This is a genomic window from Serratia sp. H402Y (genome assembly GCF_051172415.1).
GTDB classification, from domain to species: domain Bacteria; phylum Pseudomonadota; class Gammaproteobacteria; order Enterobacterales; family Enterobacteriaceae; genus Serratia; species Serratia ureilytica.
Map to the genome: position 1 here is coordinate 696594 of NZ_JBPIYZ010000001.1, position 22729 is coordinate 719322.

Sequence of the window (22729 nt, forward strand, 5' to 3'; positions counted from 1 at the left end):
ATGCAAGCATTGCAAGGAAAGAAAATTTGTATCGTCGTGCCGACCTTCTTTGGTGGTGGGGCGGAAAGAATCGCTTTGAATTTGGCTGAGTATTATTCAAAAAACAACCAGGTTAAGATTCTGGCCTTTAATGCTGAAGGGCCTTATCGATCGCAGGTCTCTGACAATATTAAAGTTTATGATGCTGGTGTGAAGGTTGCCAGTAAAGGATTAAAAAAAATATATACAACATTCAAATCAATAGACTACGATGTTGTTATTTCAGTCATGCGTGACTCGAATATTTGGACCGGGCTTGCTCATCTCCTGATAGGGAAGAAGAAGATAATATTTTTAGAGGCAAGCACAATGCATGGCATCCAAAAAATGCCAACCTTAAAAAGAAACGTTTTCAAATGGTTAATGAGACTCGCTTATCTGCGAGCGAATAAAGTCATTTCCAACTCGTATGATACGGAAAGCGATCTGGTTAATAATAAGATCATCAGCAAGAACAGCAAAAAAAGTGTTGTCATAGGTAATCCCGTATTACCGGATAATGTTTCGGCACTGGCGAGTGAGTCAATCGATCACGAATGGTTCAATGATGCGAATTTAAAAGTCGTATTGAGCGTGGGGCGACTGCATGAGTTGAAAAACTTTCCCATGTTGATCAAGGCATTTTCTATCCTTCAAAAGGAGCAGAGCAATACACGTTTGGTGATACTCGGTGCGGGTGAAGACTCTGCTAAAGAGAAATTGATGACATTGGCCGATTCTTTACAAATATCTTCGTTCGTACAAATTCTTGGGTTTGAAAAAAATCCCTATCCTTTCTATCAGAAAGCCAGCGTATTCGCCTTGTGTTCAGAGTGGGAAGGATTCGGCAATGTGCTGGTTGAGGCCTTGAGCTGTGGTACGCCGGTCGTCAGCACTAATTGCCCTGGTGGCCCAAAGGAGATCCTGGAAAATGGCAAATTTGGCCGTCTGGTAACGCCGGGTGATGTCACCATGCTGGCTAAAGAATTGGATTATGTTCTGAGCGAGAATGTGTATTCAGAACAAGCGCTAAAGTCCAGGGCGGCGGATTTTGAAATTGGAAAGATAGCGGAACAGTATATAAGGCAAATTTGAACGGTAAATCTCTCCAAAGGTCATAAACTTTTAAAATATATAAATGCGAGAAGTGATGTCTAGTGACTCATTAAAAAAGAAAGCGATACTGGGTGTTATCTGGAACGTCGCGGAGAAGTTTCTTGTCCAAGGTGCTAAGTTTATCATCGGGATAATATTGGCACGAATCATTTCGCCAGAAGACTTCGGTCTCATCGGTATGATTCTTATCTTCATTGTGTTATCGGATATTATCACCGATGGTGGGTTTTCACAGGCACTAATACAAAAAAAGGACAGGAAAAACATCGATTTTTCCACGGTTTTTTATTTTAATATATTCATTAGCTTACTTCTTTATGCCTTGCTATATGTCTCTTCACCAAATATCGCTCATTTCTTTAATAATGATAAACTGATTGATGTCGTAAGGATATTGTCTTTAAATATTATCATAAAATCTTTTTATCTTATACATTTAACAAAGTTATCAATAGAATTAAACTTTAAATTAAGAACAAAGATAAATATCATTTCTGTTATAATGAGTGGTGCGCTTTCACTTTATCTCGCCTACAGCGGTTATGGCGTAATGGCGTTAGTCTACCAAACACTATCTAACTCGTTAATAACACTGCTCTTGATGTATTTTGCGGTGAAATGGTATCCAACACTTCAATTCTCCATGGAGAGCTTGAAAAAACTTTTTGGATTTGGCTCTAAGTTGTTACTGGCCAGTTCCATCGTCACAATTGTTGATAACTCCTATTCAATTTTGATTGGTCGGTATTTTAATAGTCGTGATGTTGGTTATTACACTCAGGGGAGAACAGTACCGGATCTTCTCTCCTCCAATCTGTACAGTGTGTTACAAGCGGTCATGTTCCCGGTAATGACATCGACACAAGATGATCGGGAGCGTTTAGTAAGAATCTATAAAAAAAGTCTAAACATGACCGCATTTATAATTATCCCAACGATGGTTGGATTTAGCTTTATTGCTGAGCCATTTGTTCGCGTTTTCTTGACTGAAAAATGGCTGCCGGCAGTTGTCGTCATTCAGTGGCTATGCTTGGCTCGAATGGTTACGCCAATCAGCGCACTGAACTGCAGCATACTCAATGCTACCGGGCGTTCCGATATCTATCTTAAAGTCGATCTCATGAAACTGCCATTGACTTTTGGTGTTCTGTTCATTACCGCTCCTTATGGGTTACGCGCTGTTGTCATCGGGTATTTCGCGGTTTCTGCTATATCTTTTTTCATCCATGCGTATTATCCCGGGAAGTTATTTGGTTATGGGGCCTGGAAGCAGCTGAAAGATATGACGCCGATATTCATCGCGACGGCAGCAATGTCTGCCGCGTTGTATTTTATACACATTGACGGTGGTATCTATGAACTCATGGTCAAAATCGTAGTTGGCATTGTGGTTTATGTCCTTGCGAGCCTAATAACCAAATCTGACTCATGTTTGGAAATCATCAGGATACTTAGAAGCAAGTTACTGAAAAGTTGACTAATGCTAAGATTTATTTGTTTTTATATCACTTGGGGTTTTCAGTGAAGAATATTCTTTTTGTTATGCCTGTGTTGGGACGAACCGGCGCGGATCGCGTCATTTTCACGTTGTTGAATAACATCGATAGAGCAAGATTCAAGCCATTCCTTCTACTCTATAAAAACGATCCGGAAATAAATACGTTGGTGAAGGACCTTTGCTCTGACGTTACGGTGCACTATTTAAATATTCAAGGGCGGGCACGCTCTTCTTTCCCAAAAATAATAAGTGGAATTAGTAGCTTTACTAAATCTAATGCGATTGACACTATCCTAATCAGTTCCGGCACATCGAATGCAGTACTGTCACCGTTTTTATTTCTGTTTGGGCGTAAGGTTAAGAAAATTGCTAGAGAGTCCAACCTTCCCAGTCTGTTCGAGAAAAGTCGAATTGCGAACATTCTTTATAAGACAACATACAATAACTACGATGCAATCATTGCGCAGAGTGATGATATGTTTAACGACTTGGTCAATAACTTAGGTATCGATAAGCAAAAGATCGTCAAAATAAATAATCCATTAGATTACAGGTCCATTGTTAAACTTTCTGTAGATGAAAACCTGAGTAATCTTTACGATAAAAGTAAAACGAATCTCCTTAGTATTGGTCGATTAACTTATCAAAAAGGGTTTGATCTTCTGCTAAAAGCGGTGTCTATGCTCGACGATGATCGTTTCCATCTAACCATAATCGGTGACGGTGAAGACAAGGACGAACTGATTGCCTTAAGACGACAGCTGAATTTGGAGACTAGAGTGACATTCGTCTCCGGTGTCGACAATCCTTACCCCTACATGAGACAGGCCGATGTATTCGTTTCGAGTTCTCGTTGGGAAGGGTACCCCAATGTTGTTATTGAGTCTTTGCTATGTGGTACGCCGGTGTTAGCCAATAACTATCCTGGCGGCATAGCTGAAATAATTAACGATCACAATGGTATGATATGTGATATAGAAAATGAATTTGTATCGTCTTTGCTGAAAGTCGTTGAGATAAGAAATGTTGATTTCGATACTGCAAAAATTGACAGCATCTTTGAAAAATACAATCAAATTCTGAGTTGAAGCTTTCGTTGGTATTCTAAGGCGTTCTGTAGATAAAGTGAATATATAAAGGTGAATGATGATATATGTAAACGCCCGATTCTTGACTCAGGAAATGACAGGTGTACAGCGTTTTGCAGAGGAAATATCCCTGAGCTTGCGCTCAATCAGAGATGATGTGGTATTTGTTTCTCCTCCTGGGATTTTGCGAGAGGATGTTGCGAAAAAATTGGGAGTCGAGATTATTGGTCATAGAGCGGGGCATGCTTGGGAGCAAGTGGATTTACCTCGGTATTTAAAGAAGAAAGGTTCGCCGTTGCTGATAAATTTGTGCAGCACTGCCCCTATTTTTTATACTAACAAAGTAGTTACCCACCACGATGTAATTTATAAGCGTTATCCGCAGAGTTACAGTAAAAGTTTTAGAGTTTTCTATAATACTCTCGTCCCGCTGATGCTGAAGTCGAGCAAAAAATTGATTACCGTTAGTGAATTCTCAAAGAAAGAAATTAGTGAAGCATTTAACTACAATGCAAATAATATTGTTGTGGTCAGCAATGCTGTTAATTCATCGTTTACACCTTCGAGAGATCACGGTTCAAAAGAACGCTATCTGCTTTTAGTCTCATCAAAAAACTATCATAAGAATTTCCATGGTGCTATTGCTGCTTTTTCGCAATTGGCGGGATATGGGAATTTGTCATTAAAAATAATTGGTGCTGCAAACGGCAGTTTTTCTGAGATGAATTTAACTAATGAACACGTTGACAATATCGAATTTATGGGGCGTGTTGACGACGCTGCCTTGATAAAATTGTATCAAGGAGCATTGGGTTTTGTATTCCCTTCATATTATGAAGGCTTTGGTATCCCTCCATTAGAGGCACAAGCCTGTGGTTGTCCAGTTATTTCCTCGAATAAGGCCTCGATGCCGGAGGTTTTGCTGGATAGCGCTTTGTACTTCGATCCCTATAATATCGATGATATAGCATTGCATATGAAAGAGTTGATCGATGATGAGAACTTGCGAAGCGAATTGAGAGAGAAGGGGTATCTTAATGTTAAACGCTTTTCTTGGTATTCCTCGGCTAGCAAAGTTAACGAAATTATCAATGAGTTAATTCCTTAGCCGTATCGCAGAATAGGAAATGTACTATGGATATTGCTTGGCGTAGTGCCCTAACTTTTTTGTTTGTGATTTCGTCCTTGCTGTCAACCCAAGTCAATGGCTTTGAAGTGGGTATCGGTATGCACGTGAGAACTTATCCTAATGATCCGGGATACTATCTGGATAAGATAAAGAGTGCTGGATTTACCTCTTTTCGTGAGGATTACCCTTGGCAACTCGTTGAATTACAAAAAGGAACATACAGCAACAACAGTTACCTCCAAAAAGTCGATACTGCATTTAATGATGGCGAAAAGTATGGTTTATCTTCAGTTCTAATTCTGGATTATAGTAATAAAAACTATGATTCATACGGATATCCAAACACTGATGCTGCCATTGAGGGCTTTGCCAACTATGCTTATTGGACCGCAAAACGGTTTAGTGGGAAAGTTAAGTATTTCGAAATTTGGAACGAGTGGTTATATAAAACAGGTATTCAAGTGAGAGGGGCCGTTCCTCCGCCCCCTGAAGTCTATGCAAAATTGGTTATTGCGACTGCAAAAGCGGTCAAAAAGGCCAATCCAGATGCAATTATCATAACCGGCTCATTCAGTCCGTTTTCTACCAGAGATGTTGCTTGGTTTGACAAGGTCATTGATGCTGGCGTATTAAACTATATTGATGGTATTTCATTGCATGCATACACGCCTTCGGGATCTTCGGGTGACATAATAACAGCAGAGGGGAATTTACAACTCATTGATGCATATGAAAAACATGTCACGCAAAAAACCGGTAAAAAAAATGTACCGCTGTATATTACAGAGTTAGGTTTTCCGACCTACAGTGGTAAGGACGGTCTTCGAGCTGATAAAGTTGCTCAGTACGTGATGAAGTATACTCTCCTGGCACAAACCAGGAGTTATATTAAAGGTGTTTGGTGGTATGATCTTATCGATGACGGAACTTCTACGAATAATAAAGAGCATAATTTTGGCTTCTTTACTCGCATGGAGTCGCCTAAAGAGTCGGTATCAGCGATTGAAAAAATCACACAACTAACAAGAAATTATTCTATTCAAGATATTAAAAAATCCAGCGATGGTACAAATATAGTTACCTTGAAGAATAAAGGCGAAAATAAATTCGCTACTATTTACTGGAAAGAAGATAAGCCTGCTAAAAACAAAAGTGGCATTCAAAAGCTAATGCAAAGCTTTAGCGCAAAAGACAATAGCGATAAAGTTAATTTCTTAAATGCCCCAAGTGTAAATAGTACTACGCCGAAAGCATCATCAACGCCTACAATTATTTACTCTGATAATGAGCCGGCAGTGATTAATTAAGCTATATTAAAATAAATTGATAGGGAAGGGGATATTTTGAAAGTACTGCATGTTGCAGAAACAATAAAGGGTGGTGTAGCCACTGTATTGCGTCAGTTATTATCTGATCGATCTGGAGAGCGAGAATTATATTGCCTGGTTCCTGACGCTCATCGCAAGGAGTTACACGAGTTTGATAATGAGAATGCGTTTTTTTTTAAACGGTCTGGAAGAGATGTTAAATCCCTTTTCTCCTTGCTTATTAACTACATTCGATTTATAAAGAAATATCGCCCAGAGATCATTCATATACATAGTTCATTTGCTGGGGTCGTTTGCCGCAGTGTCTTGCCATTTGTCTATTTATGGTATAAGCCGAAAGTTGTGTATTGCCCCCACGCATTTTCTTTTATTATGAATGTAGCTGAAAAGAAAAAGAAAATGTACTCATTGATTGAACGCGCTTTACTTACCTTAACTGACCGAGTGGTTTGTACAAGCTATTATGAGATGAATGAAGCTATAAGGTGGGGAATCAAAGAAAGTAAGTGCAGGGTTGTCTATAACGGCATACCTGCGCCAAAAGCTAGTGATAGCGAGACGAATGAAACAGTGCACGGGGACGAGATTAAAATCCTTTACGTTGGTCGGTTTGACTATCAAAAAGGATTTGATGTTTTGCTTCAGGTTGCCAATCGTCTTCCTACAGGCATGCATATCACTGCTATTGGTGATGTTGTTCATGCTGATGAATCTCCGCCATCGCATGAGAAGATCTCCTATCTTGGTTGGCTTGATTATCATTTGATTGTTCCATATTTTAACAACTCAACATTACTGTTAATGCCCAGTCGTTGGGAGTCTTTTGGATTAGTTGCGGTTGAAGCTCAAAGTTTTGGTCTACCTGTAGTGGCTTCTCGATGCAGCTCTTTACCTGAGGTGGTCGACGAAGGCAGAACCGGGTTTTTGTTTGAAACTGAAAATGTTGATGAGATTATGTCGATTCTAAACTCCAAAACCAAAAGTGATTGGAAATCAATGCATCAAAATTGTATTAATTATTATAGTGGGAAATTTACTTCAGAGATAATGCTGAAAGAAGTTAACAGACTATATAAAGAGTTGATGTAGTGATTTTGGTGTTGCTGTCGAAGATAGATGTACTTATTAATACTGTCTATGCGCACAGAAAATATTATGCTTTTTTTAATGTTAATGGCTTGGTAAGTAAGCTTAACTATTATTAGAGGTAGCTGGCTTATGATCGCGGAAAGGCAAAAGAATATGATGAGTTTTCGTCGGGGGACATTGCAATCCAACGCCTCTGTCACTTCAATGGTTCAAAGATTTTCAGATATATTTATTATATTTTCTGGTCTTTATATTGCACGTTTTTTCTTTCATGAAACGTTCCAGTCGCAAGATTTAATTATTGTTTTGACTTCTATCGTCATGTTCCAGATGATTGGTGGAATAACGGATTTTTACCGTTCATGGCGAGGTGTCCGCATTGGTGTAGAATTACGTGTTATCTTGCAAAACTGGACGTTAAGCGTTCTCCTGACCTTAGGTGTGTTATCTGTAATTAGTATATCTGATAATGATGTGGCTCTGTATGCCCGATGGTTTGTTATTGTTGGTATAGGGTTTATAATCTCACGGTTAATTATTCGTTTGGCAATTGGTTATCTTCGCAATCTTGGTTTTAATACCCGAAATGTGGCTATCATGGGCGCAGTCCCTGTTGGCATCAGGTTGGCAGAAACGCTGCGAGATGCACATTGGATGGGGTTCCGTGTATTGGGGATCTACGATGATAATGCCATGCCTGACGGTTCCAGCATCAATAAATGTGGCGATCTGAAGAAAATGATCGCTGATGCAAAGGAAGGGAAAATTGATCGAGTATATATCGCTTTACCCATGTCACAGGAGAAACTTATTAAGGATGTTGTGACTGAGTTGTCTGACTCCACGTGCTCCGTAATGCTCATCCCGGATATTTTCACCTTTAACCTCTTGCATTCTCGCAGTGAAGAAATAAATGGTGTTCCAGTCGTTTCTCTTTTTGATACGCCAATGAGTGGGGTTAACAAGGTCATTAAACGTTTAGAAGATATTATTCTCTCTATTCTTATTTTGGCTTTTATCTCCCCCGTATTAATCTTGATCTCCCTTTTTGTGAAATTGAGTTCACCAGGACCCGTTATTTTTAAGCAGAAGCGGTACGGTATTGACGGGAAGGGCATTGCAGTATGGAAGTTTCGCTCTATGGTTGTAATGGAGAACGACGATAAAGTCGTTCAGGCGAAGAAAGGCGATGCGCGCGTTACAACCTTAGGCGGTTTTTTACGACGTACCTCTCTTGATGAGTTGCCCCAATTTATCAACGTGTTGAAGGGGGATATGTCAATTGTTGGTCCAAGGCCTCATGCGGTTGTCCATAATGAGCAGTATCGAAAGATGATTAGCGGCTACATGCTGCGGCACAAAATGAAGCCGGGGATTACTGGCTGGGCTCAGATAAACGGCTGGCGTGGAGAAACCGATACGTTGGAAAAAATGGAAAAACGTGTTGAGTTTGATTTAGAGTATATCCATAACTGGACTCTTTGGTTAGATATAAAGATAATTTTCCTTACAATCTTCAAAGGTTTTGTTAATAAATCCGCCTATTAATAAAATGGCCGCATTAGCGGCCTTATTTATATCTGATTTGCAATTTTTGTGTTTGGATAGTTTTTAATGGAGAGACATAAGAATGCGTTGGTTCAATAATGCAAGGGTTATTGCCATACTTGCTGTTGTTTTATTGCATGTATCATCGCGTGTCGTAATGTGGAGTGAGCTTGGTTCAAACGATTGGTGGTATGCTAATCTCTACGATTCCCTGGTTCGCTGGTGTGTCCCGGTCTTTGTGATGATTTCAGGTGCTCTTTTGCTTTCACCAGAGAAAGCAGAGCCTTTAGGTCTCTTCTATAAAAAACGCGCATCCCGAATACTTTTTCCTCTCGTGTTTTGGTCACTTTTCTACATGCTTTGGGATTTTTTAAGAAATTTGTTAAAAGGTGAATCTAAATCTATTCAGGAGATTTTTTTTGCTTTGTTATCGGGAAAACCCTATTTTCATATGTGGTTCCTCTTTATGATTTTGGGTCTCTATTTTGTAACGCCTTTTATCAGACAGATCGTGGCGGCATCTGGTCGGAAAGAGCTATGGTTGCTAAGTTTTGCATTACTGGCAATGTCCTGTCTAAATTCGTATTTCAGCAATCCACATGATATGGTTAATAGCTCTATTTTCATTGTATGGTTTATACCTTACGTTCCCTACTTTATCCTCGGCTATCTCTTGAAAGATCAGATGCTATTCTCTTCTTTTGTCTGGTTATTTTTATTCATTGTGTCGGTTGCCGTAACAGCTTTATGGTATTACTACTGCGCCATCAACGTAGGTAATGTGCCAGGGCTATACCCCTACACTTATCTATCGATCACTGTGATTATTATGTCGATTTCTACTTTCCAACTGTTAAAGAAAATTAATATACCACTTCTCAGTGACAGCCAGCTTAAAACGGTGGCTAACCTGACTCTTGGCGTTTACTTGATTCACCCGATTCTCTTGGATATCTCAAACGCATTGGGTCTGAAACCGGTATCCTACTTACCGTTGATCACTATTCCTCTAGCGACAATCGTTGTTTTCTTCCTCTCTTTAGGATGCGCTTTTGTCTGCAGTAAGCTCCCCCTCTTGAAGCGAACTATCTGATATCTGTTGTGTTGACCGGGTCTAAGGGCCCGGTTTTCATCATTCGCCACACCCCTTCTTTTCCGCTCAAACTCATCCATCTCGATTGAAATTCTACCTATTTGATCCGCGATTCTTTCGAATTTCCTTTCCTTCTAATAAAAATCCCATATCAATCTTTAACCTATGTTCTTTAAAATCTATGATGTTTAAATTTTGATTTGATTATTAATTATTTCATGATTATAACTATTTCGTACGTGATTATTATATTTTATACTAAACACCTGGTGTGTATTTGATTGAAAATAAAGAGTTTTAATTTTTCATAGCGGCGTGATGGTTATCTTTGTCGCTAAGCTCTTATTTTTTTAGCAATGACTGGCCTTACCTGTTCTTTTTGTGTGGTCTATTTTGTCATGCTGATACGTTTCGATATAAAAATTATCCTAGCGCCTTGATTAAATTGTGTATGGGTACTTTACTTATTTTTACCAGTAACCGACGTAAGGGTGGGGTTGGCGAAAATTCTTTGTTTAGCGTTTGAAATTTAAGCTTTTAATAACATTTCCCGCTTTCTTTTTGAATTCGCGGGGTGTTCCCATGTTATTTATATAATAATTTGGAGTTTATGTATGGCTTCTCTAGCAGCGCAATATAAAGTAGCATCAATCACATACGCGATTTTGGGTAAGAGCGCAGTGGCTTCGGCTTTGGACTATTACGGTCAGCAGTTCATGACCAATACTCTGACTGCTGATGCCTTTGCAAATAGCTTACTCAACGGCGCCGATGGTCAGGCCAGATTTGCCGGTAAAACGACCAGCGAAATCATCCAAACAATTTACACCAACGTTCACGGTTTGGCACCAACGCCGGCACAGCTTTCTACACTGCTGGGGTCGGGGCAGACCGTCCCGCAAATGATCAACTCTATCGTCAGCGATTTGCTGAACTATACAGGCAGCGACGCAACGACGGTGACGCAAGCAAGTGCATTTGATAATACGGTCAAGGGAGCGCTATTCCCGTCGGTTATCACCGCGGCCGCCTCAGGCACCGGTGCAGCCGATTATCTGGCCATCTGCCAGGTGCTGGGGACGACCAAGGATGCAAATGCCATTAACTACTGGGGTTCGCATATTAATAATGGTTCGTTGAGCGCATTGACGGCTGCCCAGGTTAGCATCAGTGATCGAAGCTACATCTCCAGCCTGAGCGACGCGGATTTTGTTGCTCGTTTGTTCCAGTTCGGTTATGAACGTGCGCCAACCTCAGCGGAAAGTGCTACTTATTTAGCCGAACTGAGTGGGGGGACCAGCCGCGCTCAGGTTGTGCTTAACATCATCAATACGCTGAAAGGTACTGTGGCTGCCGGCGATTTGGTTGCGCAGCAACATTTCCAGGCTGGGACGACGGTTTACGCAGTCGGGAAATTGCCTGCGTTGTCGTATCAGGAGCAAACCTCTGCAATCTACCTGGCCATTCCTGATCGTCTGATTGACTCCAGTGCGCTCGATACCTGGAGCAAGGCGCTGGCTTCCGGCACCTCTTATAGCTCGCTGATTTCATCGCTACTGAATTCCACCGAATTCGTTAAAAAAGTTGCTGGGATGACCAACGATTCTTACATTCAGAGCGTCTTTACGGCTGTGCATGGGGTTGCCGCCACGGCGGCTCAGATTGCCAACTACAGTGCGCTGAGTTCTGACCGCGGTGTGATTACGCAAGCAATTATTAACGACTTGCGTAATTCCGTGGCGACGGATGCCACCACGGTAACGCAGCAGCATGCCTTTGAATTCGATATCGGTTCAAGTTTGCTGTATAAAACGGTTGCTAATCTTTCTGTTACTGCTGCAGGCGGCAACGCGACAGGTATCGTGAATACGGGAACCAGTCATGTACTGAGTAATGCGGAGACAGCGGTGTTGACTACGGCCGTGCTTAATGCCGGTGCTGCCGCGACGGTCAACCTGAAGTTCGCCGATCACTTAGCCAACCTGACCATCAACGGCACCAGCGCGGCTACGGTTAACCTGTCTGATAACGGCGTTAACCCAGGGGTTGCGGTAACGGTCAATAACGGCAACGTGATCCTGAATGCCAGCTCCGGCGCAGATAACGTGGTCGTCACTTCGACGGCAAACATCGCGACAGGTACCGCGCAGTTTAACCTCGGCGCCGGCAACGACAGCCTGCACTGGGCGGGTAACGCCGTCGCCGGCGCGGCGAACACCGTCGCCAATACCGTCAAGGCTGACGGTGGCGCAGGGACGGACTCCATCTCCGCCAACTTCATCACCAAAACCGTGGTGACCAACCAGAACGCCTTGGGCGTTCGTACCAGCACCGTAACCAGTAACGCCAACAACTTCTCGAACTTCGAGCAGATTGATCTGACCGGCTATATCGGCAAGTCTGTCGGTACGCTGATTACGACACCGCTGGTTGGTTCACCGACTACCACTACCGTCACAACACCGACCAACACCTTCGACTTTGGCCTGACCAACGGCACGTCCACGGTGGAAGGCACCACGGGGGGCACTGTCACCCAGAACGCGGCGGCGACCAACCTGGGTGCGCAAGGGTTTGTGATCTCCGGCCTGGCTAACGTCAACGTCATCAACGCCGCCGGCGGCAACGCCGCGCAGCTGGAAGTGAAAGGGGACGCGACCTCCGCCAGTACGCTGAACTTCACCTTCGTGCAGAATGCTACCGATCACTTCAACATCAACTTTGATGCGGTGAGCTCTGCCAACGTGAATGCTGGCGCCATCAGCCTGAACAGCAGCAGCAGCGTTCTGTTGGGGACGGCATTGACGACGGTGAACGTGGCTTCCGGCGGGACCGGTGCGTTCAGCAATATTCTGTCTCTGGCAGGCACCAACGCGCAGGTTCAGAATATCAACGTGACCGGCGACCATGCGTTGAACCTGACCGTGGGCGCGGGCTACAGCAACGTGCGCGACATCAATGCCTCTGCCAATACCGGTGGTTTGAACCTGGATTCAAGCCATGCGGGTACCGGTGACGGTATTATCGTGCAACTGCTGAAAGCCTTGCCGTTGAGTGCGGCTACTACGGCGCTGCTGACTCCGCTGCTGAACACGCTGGGTCTGAACGGTTACCAATTGACGGTGGAAGGGACGTCGACGACTGACAGCTTCAACGTGCTGGGTAACACCACGCTGACTGGCGGTAACGGAGCGAATACTTACGATCTGAAATCCAGTAACTCGCAGGCGGGGGTCACCATCACCGACTTCAGCACCGCGAAAGACAAGATCGTCGATACCGCTTCCGGCCTGACCTTGTCCAATACCGGCACTGCGGTATCAGACTACGGTACTCGCGCTGCAGATACGCTGGATGCGCTGTTGGGATCGTTGGTTGGCGGTCTGACCACCGGCGTCGTCGGCCTGTTGGGCGGCATCCTGGGGCTGAGCAATCCAAACTCGCTGACCGGGAAAGTGGGTGTGGCCTCTGTGGTGTTCAGCGGGACAGGTAACAATGCTGACTCCTATGTGATTATTGACAATAACAATAACCACACGCTGGATGCCAACGATACGGTCATTTACCTGACTGGCCAGAACCACCAGCAATTGGTGGATACTCTGCACTACGCCTAAGGGTAAAGTTGCAATAACAAATAATTCCATGTGGAACTATTTGGGGTTAAATAATGCGGGGGCGTAATCCCCCGCATGTTTAATTTTGTGAGCGGCGTCATCCTCTCTAAGTTATTCCATTTCGTTCTCTTCCCTCCCTGCTTTTATTTTCTCATATCGCATTGTTTTTTTTGGGCTTTTGTCAGGCGCGTTGACCGGCTTTTTTTTATGACCCACCTTGCCGGTTTTCACTTTCTCTACCTATAGTTAACGAAAGTATCTGCAGTCTCGGGCATTTCTTTGGGGTGAGCCTTCTCGGGATAATTCTTTTTTTAGGAATTTCTTTAGGGAGGGGGTCAATGCGGATTGGACTGACAGTGCACATGATGTAAGGGCAGAACGTGAATCAATTTATCCCGCGCAACGAAATTGCGGATGTTATACGTACACGCAGCAAAGTCTTCTGGACCGTTGGTATATTTACTGCGTTTATTAACCTGTTAATGCTGGTTCCTTCCATTTACATGCTCCAGGTTTACGACCGGGTGCTGCCTTCGCGCAATGAAATCACGCTGTTAATGCTGACGCTGATCATGCTGGGGATGTTCGGCATGATGTCCTTGCTGGAATACGTACGCAGCATGGTGGTGATCCGCATCGGCAGCCAGCTGGACATGCGCCTCAATACGCGCATTTATACGGCGGCTTACGAGGCGAATTTAAAGAACGGCTCGTCCGATGCCGGCCAGATGCTGAGCGATCTGACCAACGTGCGCCAATTCCTGACCGGTAGTGCGCTGTTTGCCTTCTTCGATGCGCCCTGGTTCCCCATCTATCTGCTGGTGATTTTCCTGTTTAACCCTTGGTTGGGGTTGTTCGCCCTGGTGGGCTCCTTGCTGTTGATCGCCCTGGCGGTGATCAACGAAGTGGTGTCGAAGAAGCCGCTGGCGGATGCCAGCCGGCTTTCAATCATGTCAGGCAATCTGGCCAGCACGAATTTGCGCAATGCCGAAGTGATCGAAGCACTGGGGATGCTGCCTAACCTGAAGGGACGCTGGTTCGGTTTACACCAGCGCTTCCTGAATAGTCAGCGTATCGCCAGCGAGAGGGCATCGCGGGTGACATCGATCACCAAGTTTGTGCGTTTGTCGCTCCAGTCGCTGGTTTTGGGGCTGGGGGGCTGGCTGGCGATCGATGGGCACATCACGCCGGGCATGATGATCGCCGGTTCCATCTTGATGGGGCGCACGCTGGCGCCGATCGAGCAAGTGATTAACGTATGGAAAAGCTGGAGCTCCGCCAAGCTGGCTTATCAGCGTCTGGTGCGCCTGCTGGAACAGCATCCGCCTCGCGGTACCGGCATGTCGTTGCCGCGTCCGGAAGGGGTGGTTTCCGTTGAAGGGGTTACCGCTACGCCGCCGGGCTCGAAGGGGAGCGCGGTATTGCATAACGTCAGTTTCGCCGTTCAGCCGGGAGACGTGCTGGGGATTATTGGGCCAAGCGCCTCCGGCAAATCGACGCTGGCGCGTCTATTGGTCGGCATCTGGCCGGTCAGTGAAGGCATCGTGCGACTGGACAATGCCGACATCTACCAGTGGAACAAGGACGAGTTGGGGCCCTATATCGGTTATCTGCCGCAGGATATTGAACTGTTCGCCGGCAGCATCGCGGAGAACATCGCCCGCTTCAACGAGCTGGACTCGGAGAAAGTGATTGAGGCCGCCAAGTTGGCCGGCGTGCATGAGCTGATTCTGCGCTTCCCCAATGGCTATGATTCGGTGATCGGCAGCGGTGGCGCCGGGCTTTCCGGCGGCCAGAAACAGCGTATCGGTTTGGCGCGTGCGCTGTATGGCGATCCGTCTCTTATCGTGCTGGATGAACCCAACTCCAATCTGGACGATGCCGGTGAGCGGGCGTTGAACCAGGCCATTACGTTCCTTAAACAGCGCAATAAAACGGTGATCCTGATTACTCACCGCACCAATCTGCTGGCGATGACCAACAAGCTGTTGCTGCTGGTTAACGGGAACGTCAATGCATTTGGCCCAACGCAGCAGGTATTGCAGGCCCTGGCGAATGCGCAAAAAGCGCAGGTGCCTCCGCAGGCGGTGCGTGCGGTGAACTCCGAGCCGGATGAAGGCGATATCCCTAAAACTCAAACTAATTAAGCCGTGAACTCGCCTGGCGGCGCCGTTGCGTCGCCGGCAGTCAAAGGAGTTGGTATGTCTACGCATATTGGCGAGCCGCATGACTCGTACTCAGAACAGATCCCGTTGGATGAGCGTCGTTATACCCGCCTGGGGTGGTTGGCGCTGGGAGTGGGCGTGTTCGGCTTCTTGGCCTGGGCGGCGTTTGCGCCTCTGGATAAAGGGGTGGCGTCGCCGGGCTCGGTAACCGTTTCCGGCAATCGTAAAACGGTGCAGGCTCCGGCCAGTGGCATCATCAAAAATATCGCGGTGAAAGACGGCGATAAGGTGAAAGCCGGCGAGGTGCTGGTGCAACTGAGCCAGGTGCAGGCACAAGCGCAGGTCGATTCGCTGCGCGATCAGTACTACACCACCTTGGCTACCGAAGGGCGCCTGCTTGCTGAACGGGACGGGCTGGGCAATGTCACGTTTTCCCCGATCTTCGCCAAGATCAAGGATCAGCCGCGCGTCGCGGAGATTATTGCGCTGCAAACGCAGCTGTTCGCTTCCCGCCGCCAGGGGCTGCAAAGTGAAATCGACGGCTATAAGCAGTCGATGGACGGGATCCGCTTCCAGTTGAAAGGCCTGCAGGATTCGCGTGCCAATAAACAGATCCAGCTTTCCAGTTTGCGTGAACAGATGAACAGCATGAAGCAGTTGGCCGCGGATGGATACCTGCCGCGCAACCGCTACCTGGAAATTCAACGCCAGTTCGCCGAGGTGAACAGCAGTATCGACGAAACCGTCGGGCGGATTGGCCAATTGCAAAAGCAACTGCAGGAATCTCAGCAACGCATCGATCAGCGCTTTGCTGATTATCAGCGTGAGGTCAGAACGCAGCTGGCGCAAACCCAAATGGACGCCAGCGAGTTCCGCAACAAGCTGCAAATGGCCGATTTCGATCTGGGCAACACCGCCATCACCTCACCGGTGGACGGCACCGTGGTCGGATTGAATATCTTCACTCAGGGGGGCGTCGTGGGAGCGGGTGACCACCTGATGGACGTTGTGCCCAGCCAGGCGACTTTGGTGGTGGATTCTCGCCTCAAAGTCGACCTGATCGATAAGGTGTACAACGGGTTGCCGGTGGATCTGATGTTTACCGCCTTCAACCAAAACAAAACCCCGAAAATTCCGGGAACGGTCACGTTGGTTTCCGCCGACCGTCTGGTCGACAAAACCAATGGCGAACCCTACTACCAGATGCAGGTCACGGTCTCGCCGGAAGGCATGAAAATGCTCAGTGGCGAGGACATCAAGCCGGGGATGCCGGTGGAGGTGTTCGTGAAAACGGGGTCGCGCTCGCTGCTGAGCTATCTGTTTAAACCTATTTTGGATCGCGCTCATACTTCATTAACCGAGGAATAATTTTGATTCATTCAAAACGACAGGCTGCCGGTCTGGTTATCGGCACCCTTTTGTTTGCGATGTCTGCGCCGGTTTATTCGATAGGGATTTTAGACGCATATTCGCTGGCATTAGAAAAGGACCCGACCTTCCGGGCGGCTATAAAAGAGAAAGAAGCGGGGGATGAAAACGAAAACATCGGCAGGGCGGGGCTGCTGCCGAAGGTATCGCTGAATTACCAGAATTCGCCGCGTAACTGGCAAACCCAGAAATATCCGCAAAGCGACTTCTTTGGCAACATAACGGAAGCGACGCGGCGCCAGCAGTACCGCAGCTACTCCAGCTCGGTGACGCTGACGCAGCCGCTGTTCGATTATGAGGCCTATGCGCGTTATAAAGGCGGCGTGGCGCAGACGATGATGTCGGATGAGCGCTATCGCGGCAAACTGCTCGATCTGGCGGTGAGGGTGATCAGCGCGTATGTCGAAGTGGCCTATGCCAAAGATCAAATCGCCTTGGCCGAGGCGCAGAAAGCAGCCTATAAAGAACAGTTGGCGTTGAACGATCGTCTGATGAGCGCGGGTGAGGGGACCCTGACCGACGTCTCCGAAACGCAGGCGCGCTACAGCCTGGCAGAGGCGCAGGTGATAGAAGCGCGCGACGCGCTGGACGCTGCGCAGCGTGAGCTGGAGGTGATCATCGGCGTGCCGTTGAATCAATTGGATGAGCTGCAGAGCTTACGGCCAGGGCAATTCAAGGTGGCGCCCCTGATCCCGTCGAAGTTTGAAGAGTGGCAAAAGATCGCCCTGGAAAACAACCCAGTGCTGGCCGCCTCGCGCCATGGCGTCGATGCGGCGAAATACGAAGTGGAGAGAAACCGCGCCGGCTTTATGCCGAACGTGCAACTTTACGCTTCGCATTCGGAAAACGACTCCAGCAGCGATAACACGGTTAACCAGAAATATCGTACCGACAGCATCGGCGTGCAGGTGAGCCTGCCGATTTACTCCGGCGGCGGCGTGGCGGCCTCCACCCGGCAGGCCGCGGCGCGCTACGGCCAGGCGATGGCCGAAATGGACACGCAAGTCGGCACGACGCTGAACGATCTGCGCAAGCAGTTCAATCTGTGCATCAGCAGTCGTGCCAAACTGGCGGCCTACGAATTGGCGGTGAAGTCGGCGACTACGCAGGTGACGGCGACCCGGCAGAGCGTGTTGGCGGGGCAGCGCGTCAACGTTGATGTGCTCAACGCCGAACAGCAGCTCTACAGCGCCCAGCGTGACTTGGCCTCCGCCAAATACACCTATATCAAGTCTTGGATTACCCTGTTGAGCGATTCCGGCACCTTGGACGAGAAGGATGTGCTGCGCGTCGCGCAGTATTTTGCCCGTAATCGCTAGAGGTTATTCCACTATAAGCATTAATCTGAAAGAGCAGCGTTAAGCTGCTCTTTTTTTCGTTAATACGTTATGTTATCGACTGGTTGTTCCTCCTGTGTTTTTACTCGCCGGGTTTATTTCTGAACATAATTCCTGTAAAGGGCGGTAGGTTAGAGGAATTTATACTTTTAGCAAAACGTAGCGATTGGTTGACGATCGTATGAGTTTTAGAATGATGATGTCAGTGAACTGTGGCGTCTTCGTTTAGGAAAGATGGCTGAGTAAAGGGTAGATAATGTCCAAACTAATTCCTGTGGTTATGGCCGGCGGTACTGGGAGTCGTCTGTGGCCGATGTCGCGAGAATCGTTCCCTAAACAGTTTTTGTCTATTGATGACAGTGGTATGAGCTTGCTGCAACAGACGTTACAGCGCTTGTTCGGCCTGGTCGGTATTGATGTTACCGCGCCTCTGGTCATCTGCAACGAGGAACACCGTTTTCTGGTTGCGGAGCAATTACGTGAAATTGGACAATTAGCGACCAATATTATTTTAGAGCCCGTGGGGCGTAATACCGCGCCGGCAGTGGCGCTAGCCGCTCATCTTGCAGCTGAAGAAGACGAAGACAGCATACTTTTGGTGCTGGCCGCCGATCATTTGATCACTAAAGTGGATAATTTTCATGCGGCGATTCAGACTGCTGTGCCGTTTGCAGATAACAACCATCTGGTCACGTTTGGTATCATTCCAGAGCATCCGGAAACAGGATACGGCTATATCAAACGTGGTGGTCACCTGTCCAATACGTGTTTCAAAGTTGATTCATTTGTAGAAAAACCTCGTCTGGAAAAGGCAAGAGAATACCTCGCCAGCGGTGAGTATAGCTGGAACAGCGGTATGTTTATGTTTAAGACTGCCAAGTTCTTGCAGGAATTGCGGCAGTTCAGCCCCGATATCTTCAGCACAACTCAGCAGTCTGTGGCTAAAAGCCAACGCGACATGAATTTTATCCGGGTTGAACAAGACATCTTCAAGCATTGCCCAAGTGACTCCATCGATTATGCGGTGATGGAAAAGACACATGATGCTGTTGTGATCCCTATTGATGCGGGATGGAGCGACGTCGGCTCTTGGTCCTCATTGTGGGAGGTGTCTGAAAAAGACCCGTTGGGCAATGTCAACGTGGGTGAGGTTATCTCGATCGACTCCAGTGACAACTACATTTTGTCTGAATCTGCGTTGGTCGCGACCATTGGATTGGAAAACCTTATCGTGGTTAATACCAATGATGCGCTGCTGATTGCTCACAAAGACAAAGTGCAGGATGTTAAGAAAGTCGTCGATGAGCTTAAAAAGCGTAATCTTCATCATTTTCGCCAGCACTCCACCGCCTACCGTCCCTGGGGAAAGATTTGCGATATTGACAGCGGTACGCACTTTCAGGTGAAGAAAATCATTGTACGGCCGGGGGAAGGACTTTCCGTGCAGAGACATCTCCATCGTGCTGAACATTGGGTAGTTGTGAGTGGGACAGCGAAAGTTAGCGTTGATGATAAAACGTTCTTCTTGTCGGAAAACCAGTCCACTTTTATTCCCGCGGGTAGTGTCCATACGTTGGAGAATCCGGGAAAAATCGATTTGGAAATGATCGAAGTCAGGTCGGGACGCTATCTGGAAGAAGATGATATTGAACGTTTGCAAGATCGCTATGGCAGAGTTTGAGAAAGGGTTTGGCAATGCAAAAGTTAACGTGTTTTAAGGCGTACGATATTCGGGGAAAATTGGGCGAAGAGCTGAATGAGGACATCGCGTATCGTATCGGACGCGCCTACGGCGAGCTTTTGATGCCTAAGAATATCGTGTTGGGCAGCGATGTGCGGTTAACCAGTGAAAGCCTGAAGCTGGCGTTGGCGAAAGGCTTGCAGGATGCGGGTACCGATGTTATCGACATCGGCTTAACCGGCACCGAAGAAATCTATTTTGCCACGACTTATTTGAAAACGGATGGTGGCGTGGAAGTGACCGCCAGCCATAACCCTATTGATTACAACGGCATGAAGTTGGTGCGTGAAGGATCCCGCCCAATTAGCGGCGATACCGGATTACGAGCGATCCAAGAACTGGCGGAGAAAAATCAGTTTCAGGCGCCGGCTGCAACGCGCGGTAGCTATGTTCGCCAGGACGTATTAGGGGCTTATGTAGAGCACATTCTGTCCTACGTCGACGTGAACAACTTCAAGCCATTGAAGCTAGTGATCAACTCGGGCAACGGTGCGGCAGGGCATGTGATCGATGCTATTGAGGCGCAATTGAAGGCGCGGGGTGTGCCGCTGGAGTTTATCAAGGTGCATCACCAGCCGGACGGCTCTTTCCCTAACGGTATTCCCAACCCATTGCTGCCTGAGTGTCGTGCGGATACCGCCGATGCGGTGCGTGAGCATGGCGCTGATATGGGCATTGCGTTCGACGGCGATTTCGATCGCTGCTTCCTGTTCGATGAAAAAGGCGATTTCATTGAGGGCTATTATATCGTCGGCTTGCTGGCGGAGGCCTTCTTGCAGAAACAGCCGGGCGCGAAGATCATCCACGATCCACGCCTGAGTTGGAACACCGTCGATGTGGTCACCGATGCCGGGGGCGTACCTGTGATGTCGAAAACCGGCCATGCTTTCATTAAAGAACGCATGCGTGCGGAAGACGCCATTTATGGTGGAGAGATGAGCGCTCACCACTATTTCCGTGATTTTGCTTATTGTGACAGTGGCATGATCCCATGGCTGCTGGTCGCTGAGCTGGTCAGTGTGAAGGGACAAACGCTGGGACAACTGGTACAGGATCGCATTGCCGCCTACCCGTCTTCCGGTGAGATCAATATCAAGCTGGCTCAGCCTGCCGTGTCCATTGAAAGCGTTAAACAACACTATTTACCGCATGCCGATGAGGTGGACTACACCGATGGCATCAGCATGGCGTTCGCAGGCTGGCGTTTCAATCTGCGTTCTTCTAATACGGAACCGGTGGTGCGTCTTAATGTCGAATCGCGTGCCGATGTTGCGCTGATGCAAGAGAAAACTGACGAAATTTTGGCGCTGCTGGCCGCAGGAGCGTAATGTTTGTTTTGAAGGGTTGTGATAAGTCAGTGACGAGAGCGGTTTTACCGCTCTCGCTTCATGCCGTATTCAGAGAGCGGTATGATGTCTTTAGGGGAGACGATGCAAGCCTGTTTAGGCGGCTTGGTAAGAGGCTTTCTTACAGAACGAAGAGATATTTTTCGGTACATCCGGAGTATAAGGGGTTGGAATGACAATTTTAGTCACCGGCGGCACGGGTTACATTGGTTCTCACACCGTTTTATCTCTGTTGGAACGAGGCGAAGATGTGGTGGTGTTGGACAATCTGTCGAACTCGTCTGCGGAATCGTTGCACCGTGTGGAAAAGCTGACGGGGAAAGCGGCGGTGTTCTATCAAGGCGATGTCCAGGATGAGGAATGCCTGCATCGGATCTTTGAAGCGCACCCGATTACGGCCGTCATTCACTTCGCTGGTCTTAAGGCGGTAGGGGAATCTACGCGTAAGCCGCTGGAATACTACCAGAATAACGTCACCGGAACACTGGTGTTGCTGGACGCTATGCGCCGTGCCCGCGTTCATGCGTTTATCTTCAGTTCGTCCGCCACCGTTTATGGTGCCAACTCGCCGGTGCCCTACGTCGAGACTACGCCAATCGGTGGCACGACCAGCCCTTATGGCACGTCTAAGCTGATGGTGGAGCAGATTCTGCAGGATTTTGCTAAGGCTGAGCCGCAATTTTCGATTATTGCTTTACGCTACTTTAACCCGGTTGGAGCCCATGAATCGGGCTTGATCGGCGAAGATCCGAACGGTATTCCCAATAACCTGCTGCCTTACATCTCGCAGGTAGCGATCGGTAAGTTAGATAAACTGGGGATTTTCGGTGGGGATTATCCGACGAAAGACGGTACAGGTGAGCGTGACTACATTCATGTCATGGATCTGGCCGAAGGCCATCTGAAAGCGATGGATCATCTGCCGAAGATCAATGGGTTTAAGGCCTACAACCTGGGGGCTGGCGTAGGGCATTCTGTACTGGCGATGGTTCAGGCGTTTGAGAAAGCGTCAGGCGTAACGATCCCCTATCAAATTTTGCCACGTCGCGAAGGTGATCTACCCGCGTTTTGGGCGAATGCCGATCTGGCTTACCAAGAGTTGGGGTGGAAAGTTAACCGGGGTCTCGATGACATGATGCGTGACACCTGGAATTGGCAGAAGAAAAACCCGCAGGGCTACCGTTAAGC

15 protein-coding genes are annotated in these 22729 nt (G+C 47.2%); all 15 read left to right on the forward strand.

Annotated elements, in window-relative coordinates; translation table 11 throughout:
• Positions 1-1113, forward strand: coding sequence for a glycosyltransferase (locus ACSBQS_RS03550; RefSeq protein ID WP_047024993.1), 1113 nt, complete (start codon positions 1-3; stop codon positions 1111-1113).
• A gap of 55 nt (positions 1114-1168) precedes the next feature.
• Positions 1169-2611, forward strand: coding sequence for a lipopolysaccharide biosynthesis protein (locus ACSBQS_RS03555; RefSeq protein WP_047024992.1), 1443 nt, complete (start codon positions 1169-1171; stop codon positions 2609-2611).
• A gap of 44 nt (positions 2612-2655) precedes the next feature.
• Positions 2656-3720, forward strand: coding sequence for a glycosyltransferase (locus ACSBQS_RS03560; RefSeq protein ID WP_434989671.1), 1065 nt, complete (start codon positions 2656-2658; stop codon positions 3718-3720).
• A gap of 58 nt (positions 3721-3778) precedes the next feature.
• Positions 3779-4828 carry a glycosyltransferase family 4 protein gene (locus tag ACSBQS_RS03565; protein ID WP_434990858.1) on the forward strand — a complete coding sequence of 350 codons (1050 nt, stop codon included), beginning with the start codon at positions 3779-3781 and terminating at the stop codon, positions 4826-4828.
• A 26-nt stretch (positions 4829-4854) separates the two neighbouring features.
• Positions 4855-6156, forward strand: coding sequence for a cellulase family glycosylhydrolase (locus tag ACSBQS_RS03570; protein WP_047024991.1), 1302 nt, complete (start codon positions 4855-4857; stop codon positions 6154-6156).
• 36 nt (positions 6157-6192) lie between these two features.
• Complete coding sequence (locus ACSBQS_RS03575; RefSeq protein WP_232092649.1) at positions 6193-7266, forward strand: glycosyltransferase; 1074 nt, start codon at positions 6193-6195, stop codon at positions 7264-7266.
• Positions 7267-7419: 153 nt separating this feature from the next.
• Complete coding sequence (gene wcaJ, locus ACSBQS_RS03580; protein ID WP_047024989.1) at positions 7420-8814, forward strand: undecaprenyl-phosphate glucose phosphotransferase; 1395 nt, start codon at positions 7420-7422, stop codon at positions 8812-8814.
• Between the two features lie 82 nt (positions 8815-8896).
• On the forward strand, positions 8897-9907 hold the full coding sequence (locus ACSBQS_RS03585; RefSeq protein WP_047024988.1) for an acyltransferase: 1011 nt from the start codon (positions 8897-8899) through the stop codon (positions 9905-9907).
• A 614-nt stretch (positions 9908-10521) separates the two neighbouring features.
• The gene (locus ACSBQS_RS03590) at positions 10522-13524 is read left to right on the forward strand and encodes a beta strand repeat-containing protein (protein ID WP_342163026.1); all 3003 of its coding nucleotides are present in this window, start codon (positions 10522-10524) and stop codon (positions 13522-13524) included.
• 380 nt (positions 13525-13904) lie between these two features.
• Entirely contained in the window at positions 13905-15671 is a 1767-nt protein-coding gene (locus tag ACSBQS_RS03595) for a type I secretion system permease/ATPase (protein WP_033650615.1), read from the forward strand.
• 54 nt (positions 15672-15725) lie between these two features.
• Entirely contained in the window at positions 15726-17057 is a 1332-nt protein-coding gene (locus tag ACSBQS_RS03600) for an HlyD family type I secretion periplasmic adaptor subunit (protein ID WP_042784051.1), read from the forward strand.
• Positions 17058-17059: 2 nt separating this feature from the next.
• Positions 17060-18436, forward strand: coding sequence for a TolC family outer membrane protein (locus ACSBQS_RS03605; protein ID WP_033650617.1), 1377 nt, complete (start codon positions 17060-17062; stop codon positions 18434-18436).
• A 274-nt stretch (positions 18437-18710) separates the two neighbouring features.
• Positions 18711-20135: a mannose-1-phosphate guanylyltransferase/mannose-6-phosphate isomerase gene (locus ACSBQS_RS03610; protein ID WP_047024986.1), complete on the forward strand. Its 1425-nt coding sequence runs from the start codon at positions 18711-18713 to the stop codon at positions 20133-20135.
• 14 nt (positions 20136-20149) lie between these two features.
• On the forward strand, positions 20150-21523 hold the full coding sequence (gene cpsG / locus ACSBQS_RS03615) for a phosphomannomutase CpsG (protein WP_047024985.1): 1374 nt from the start codon (positions 20150-20152) through the stop codon (positions 21521-21523).
• 190 nt (positions 21524-21713) lie between these two features.
• Complete coding sequence (gene galE, locus ACSBQS_RS03620; protein ID WP_033642475.1) at positions 21714-22727, forward strand: UDP-glucose 4-epimerase GalE; 1014 nt, start codon at positions 21714-21716, stop codon at positions 22725-22727.
• Positions 22728-22729: the final 2 nt, after the last annotated feature.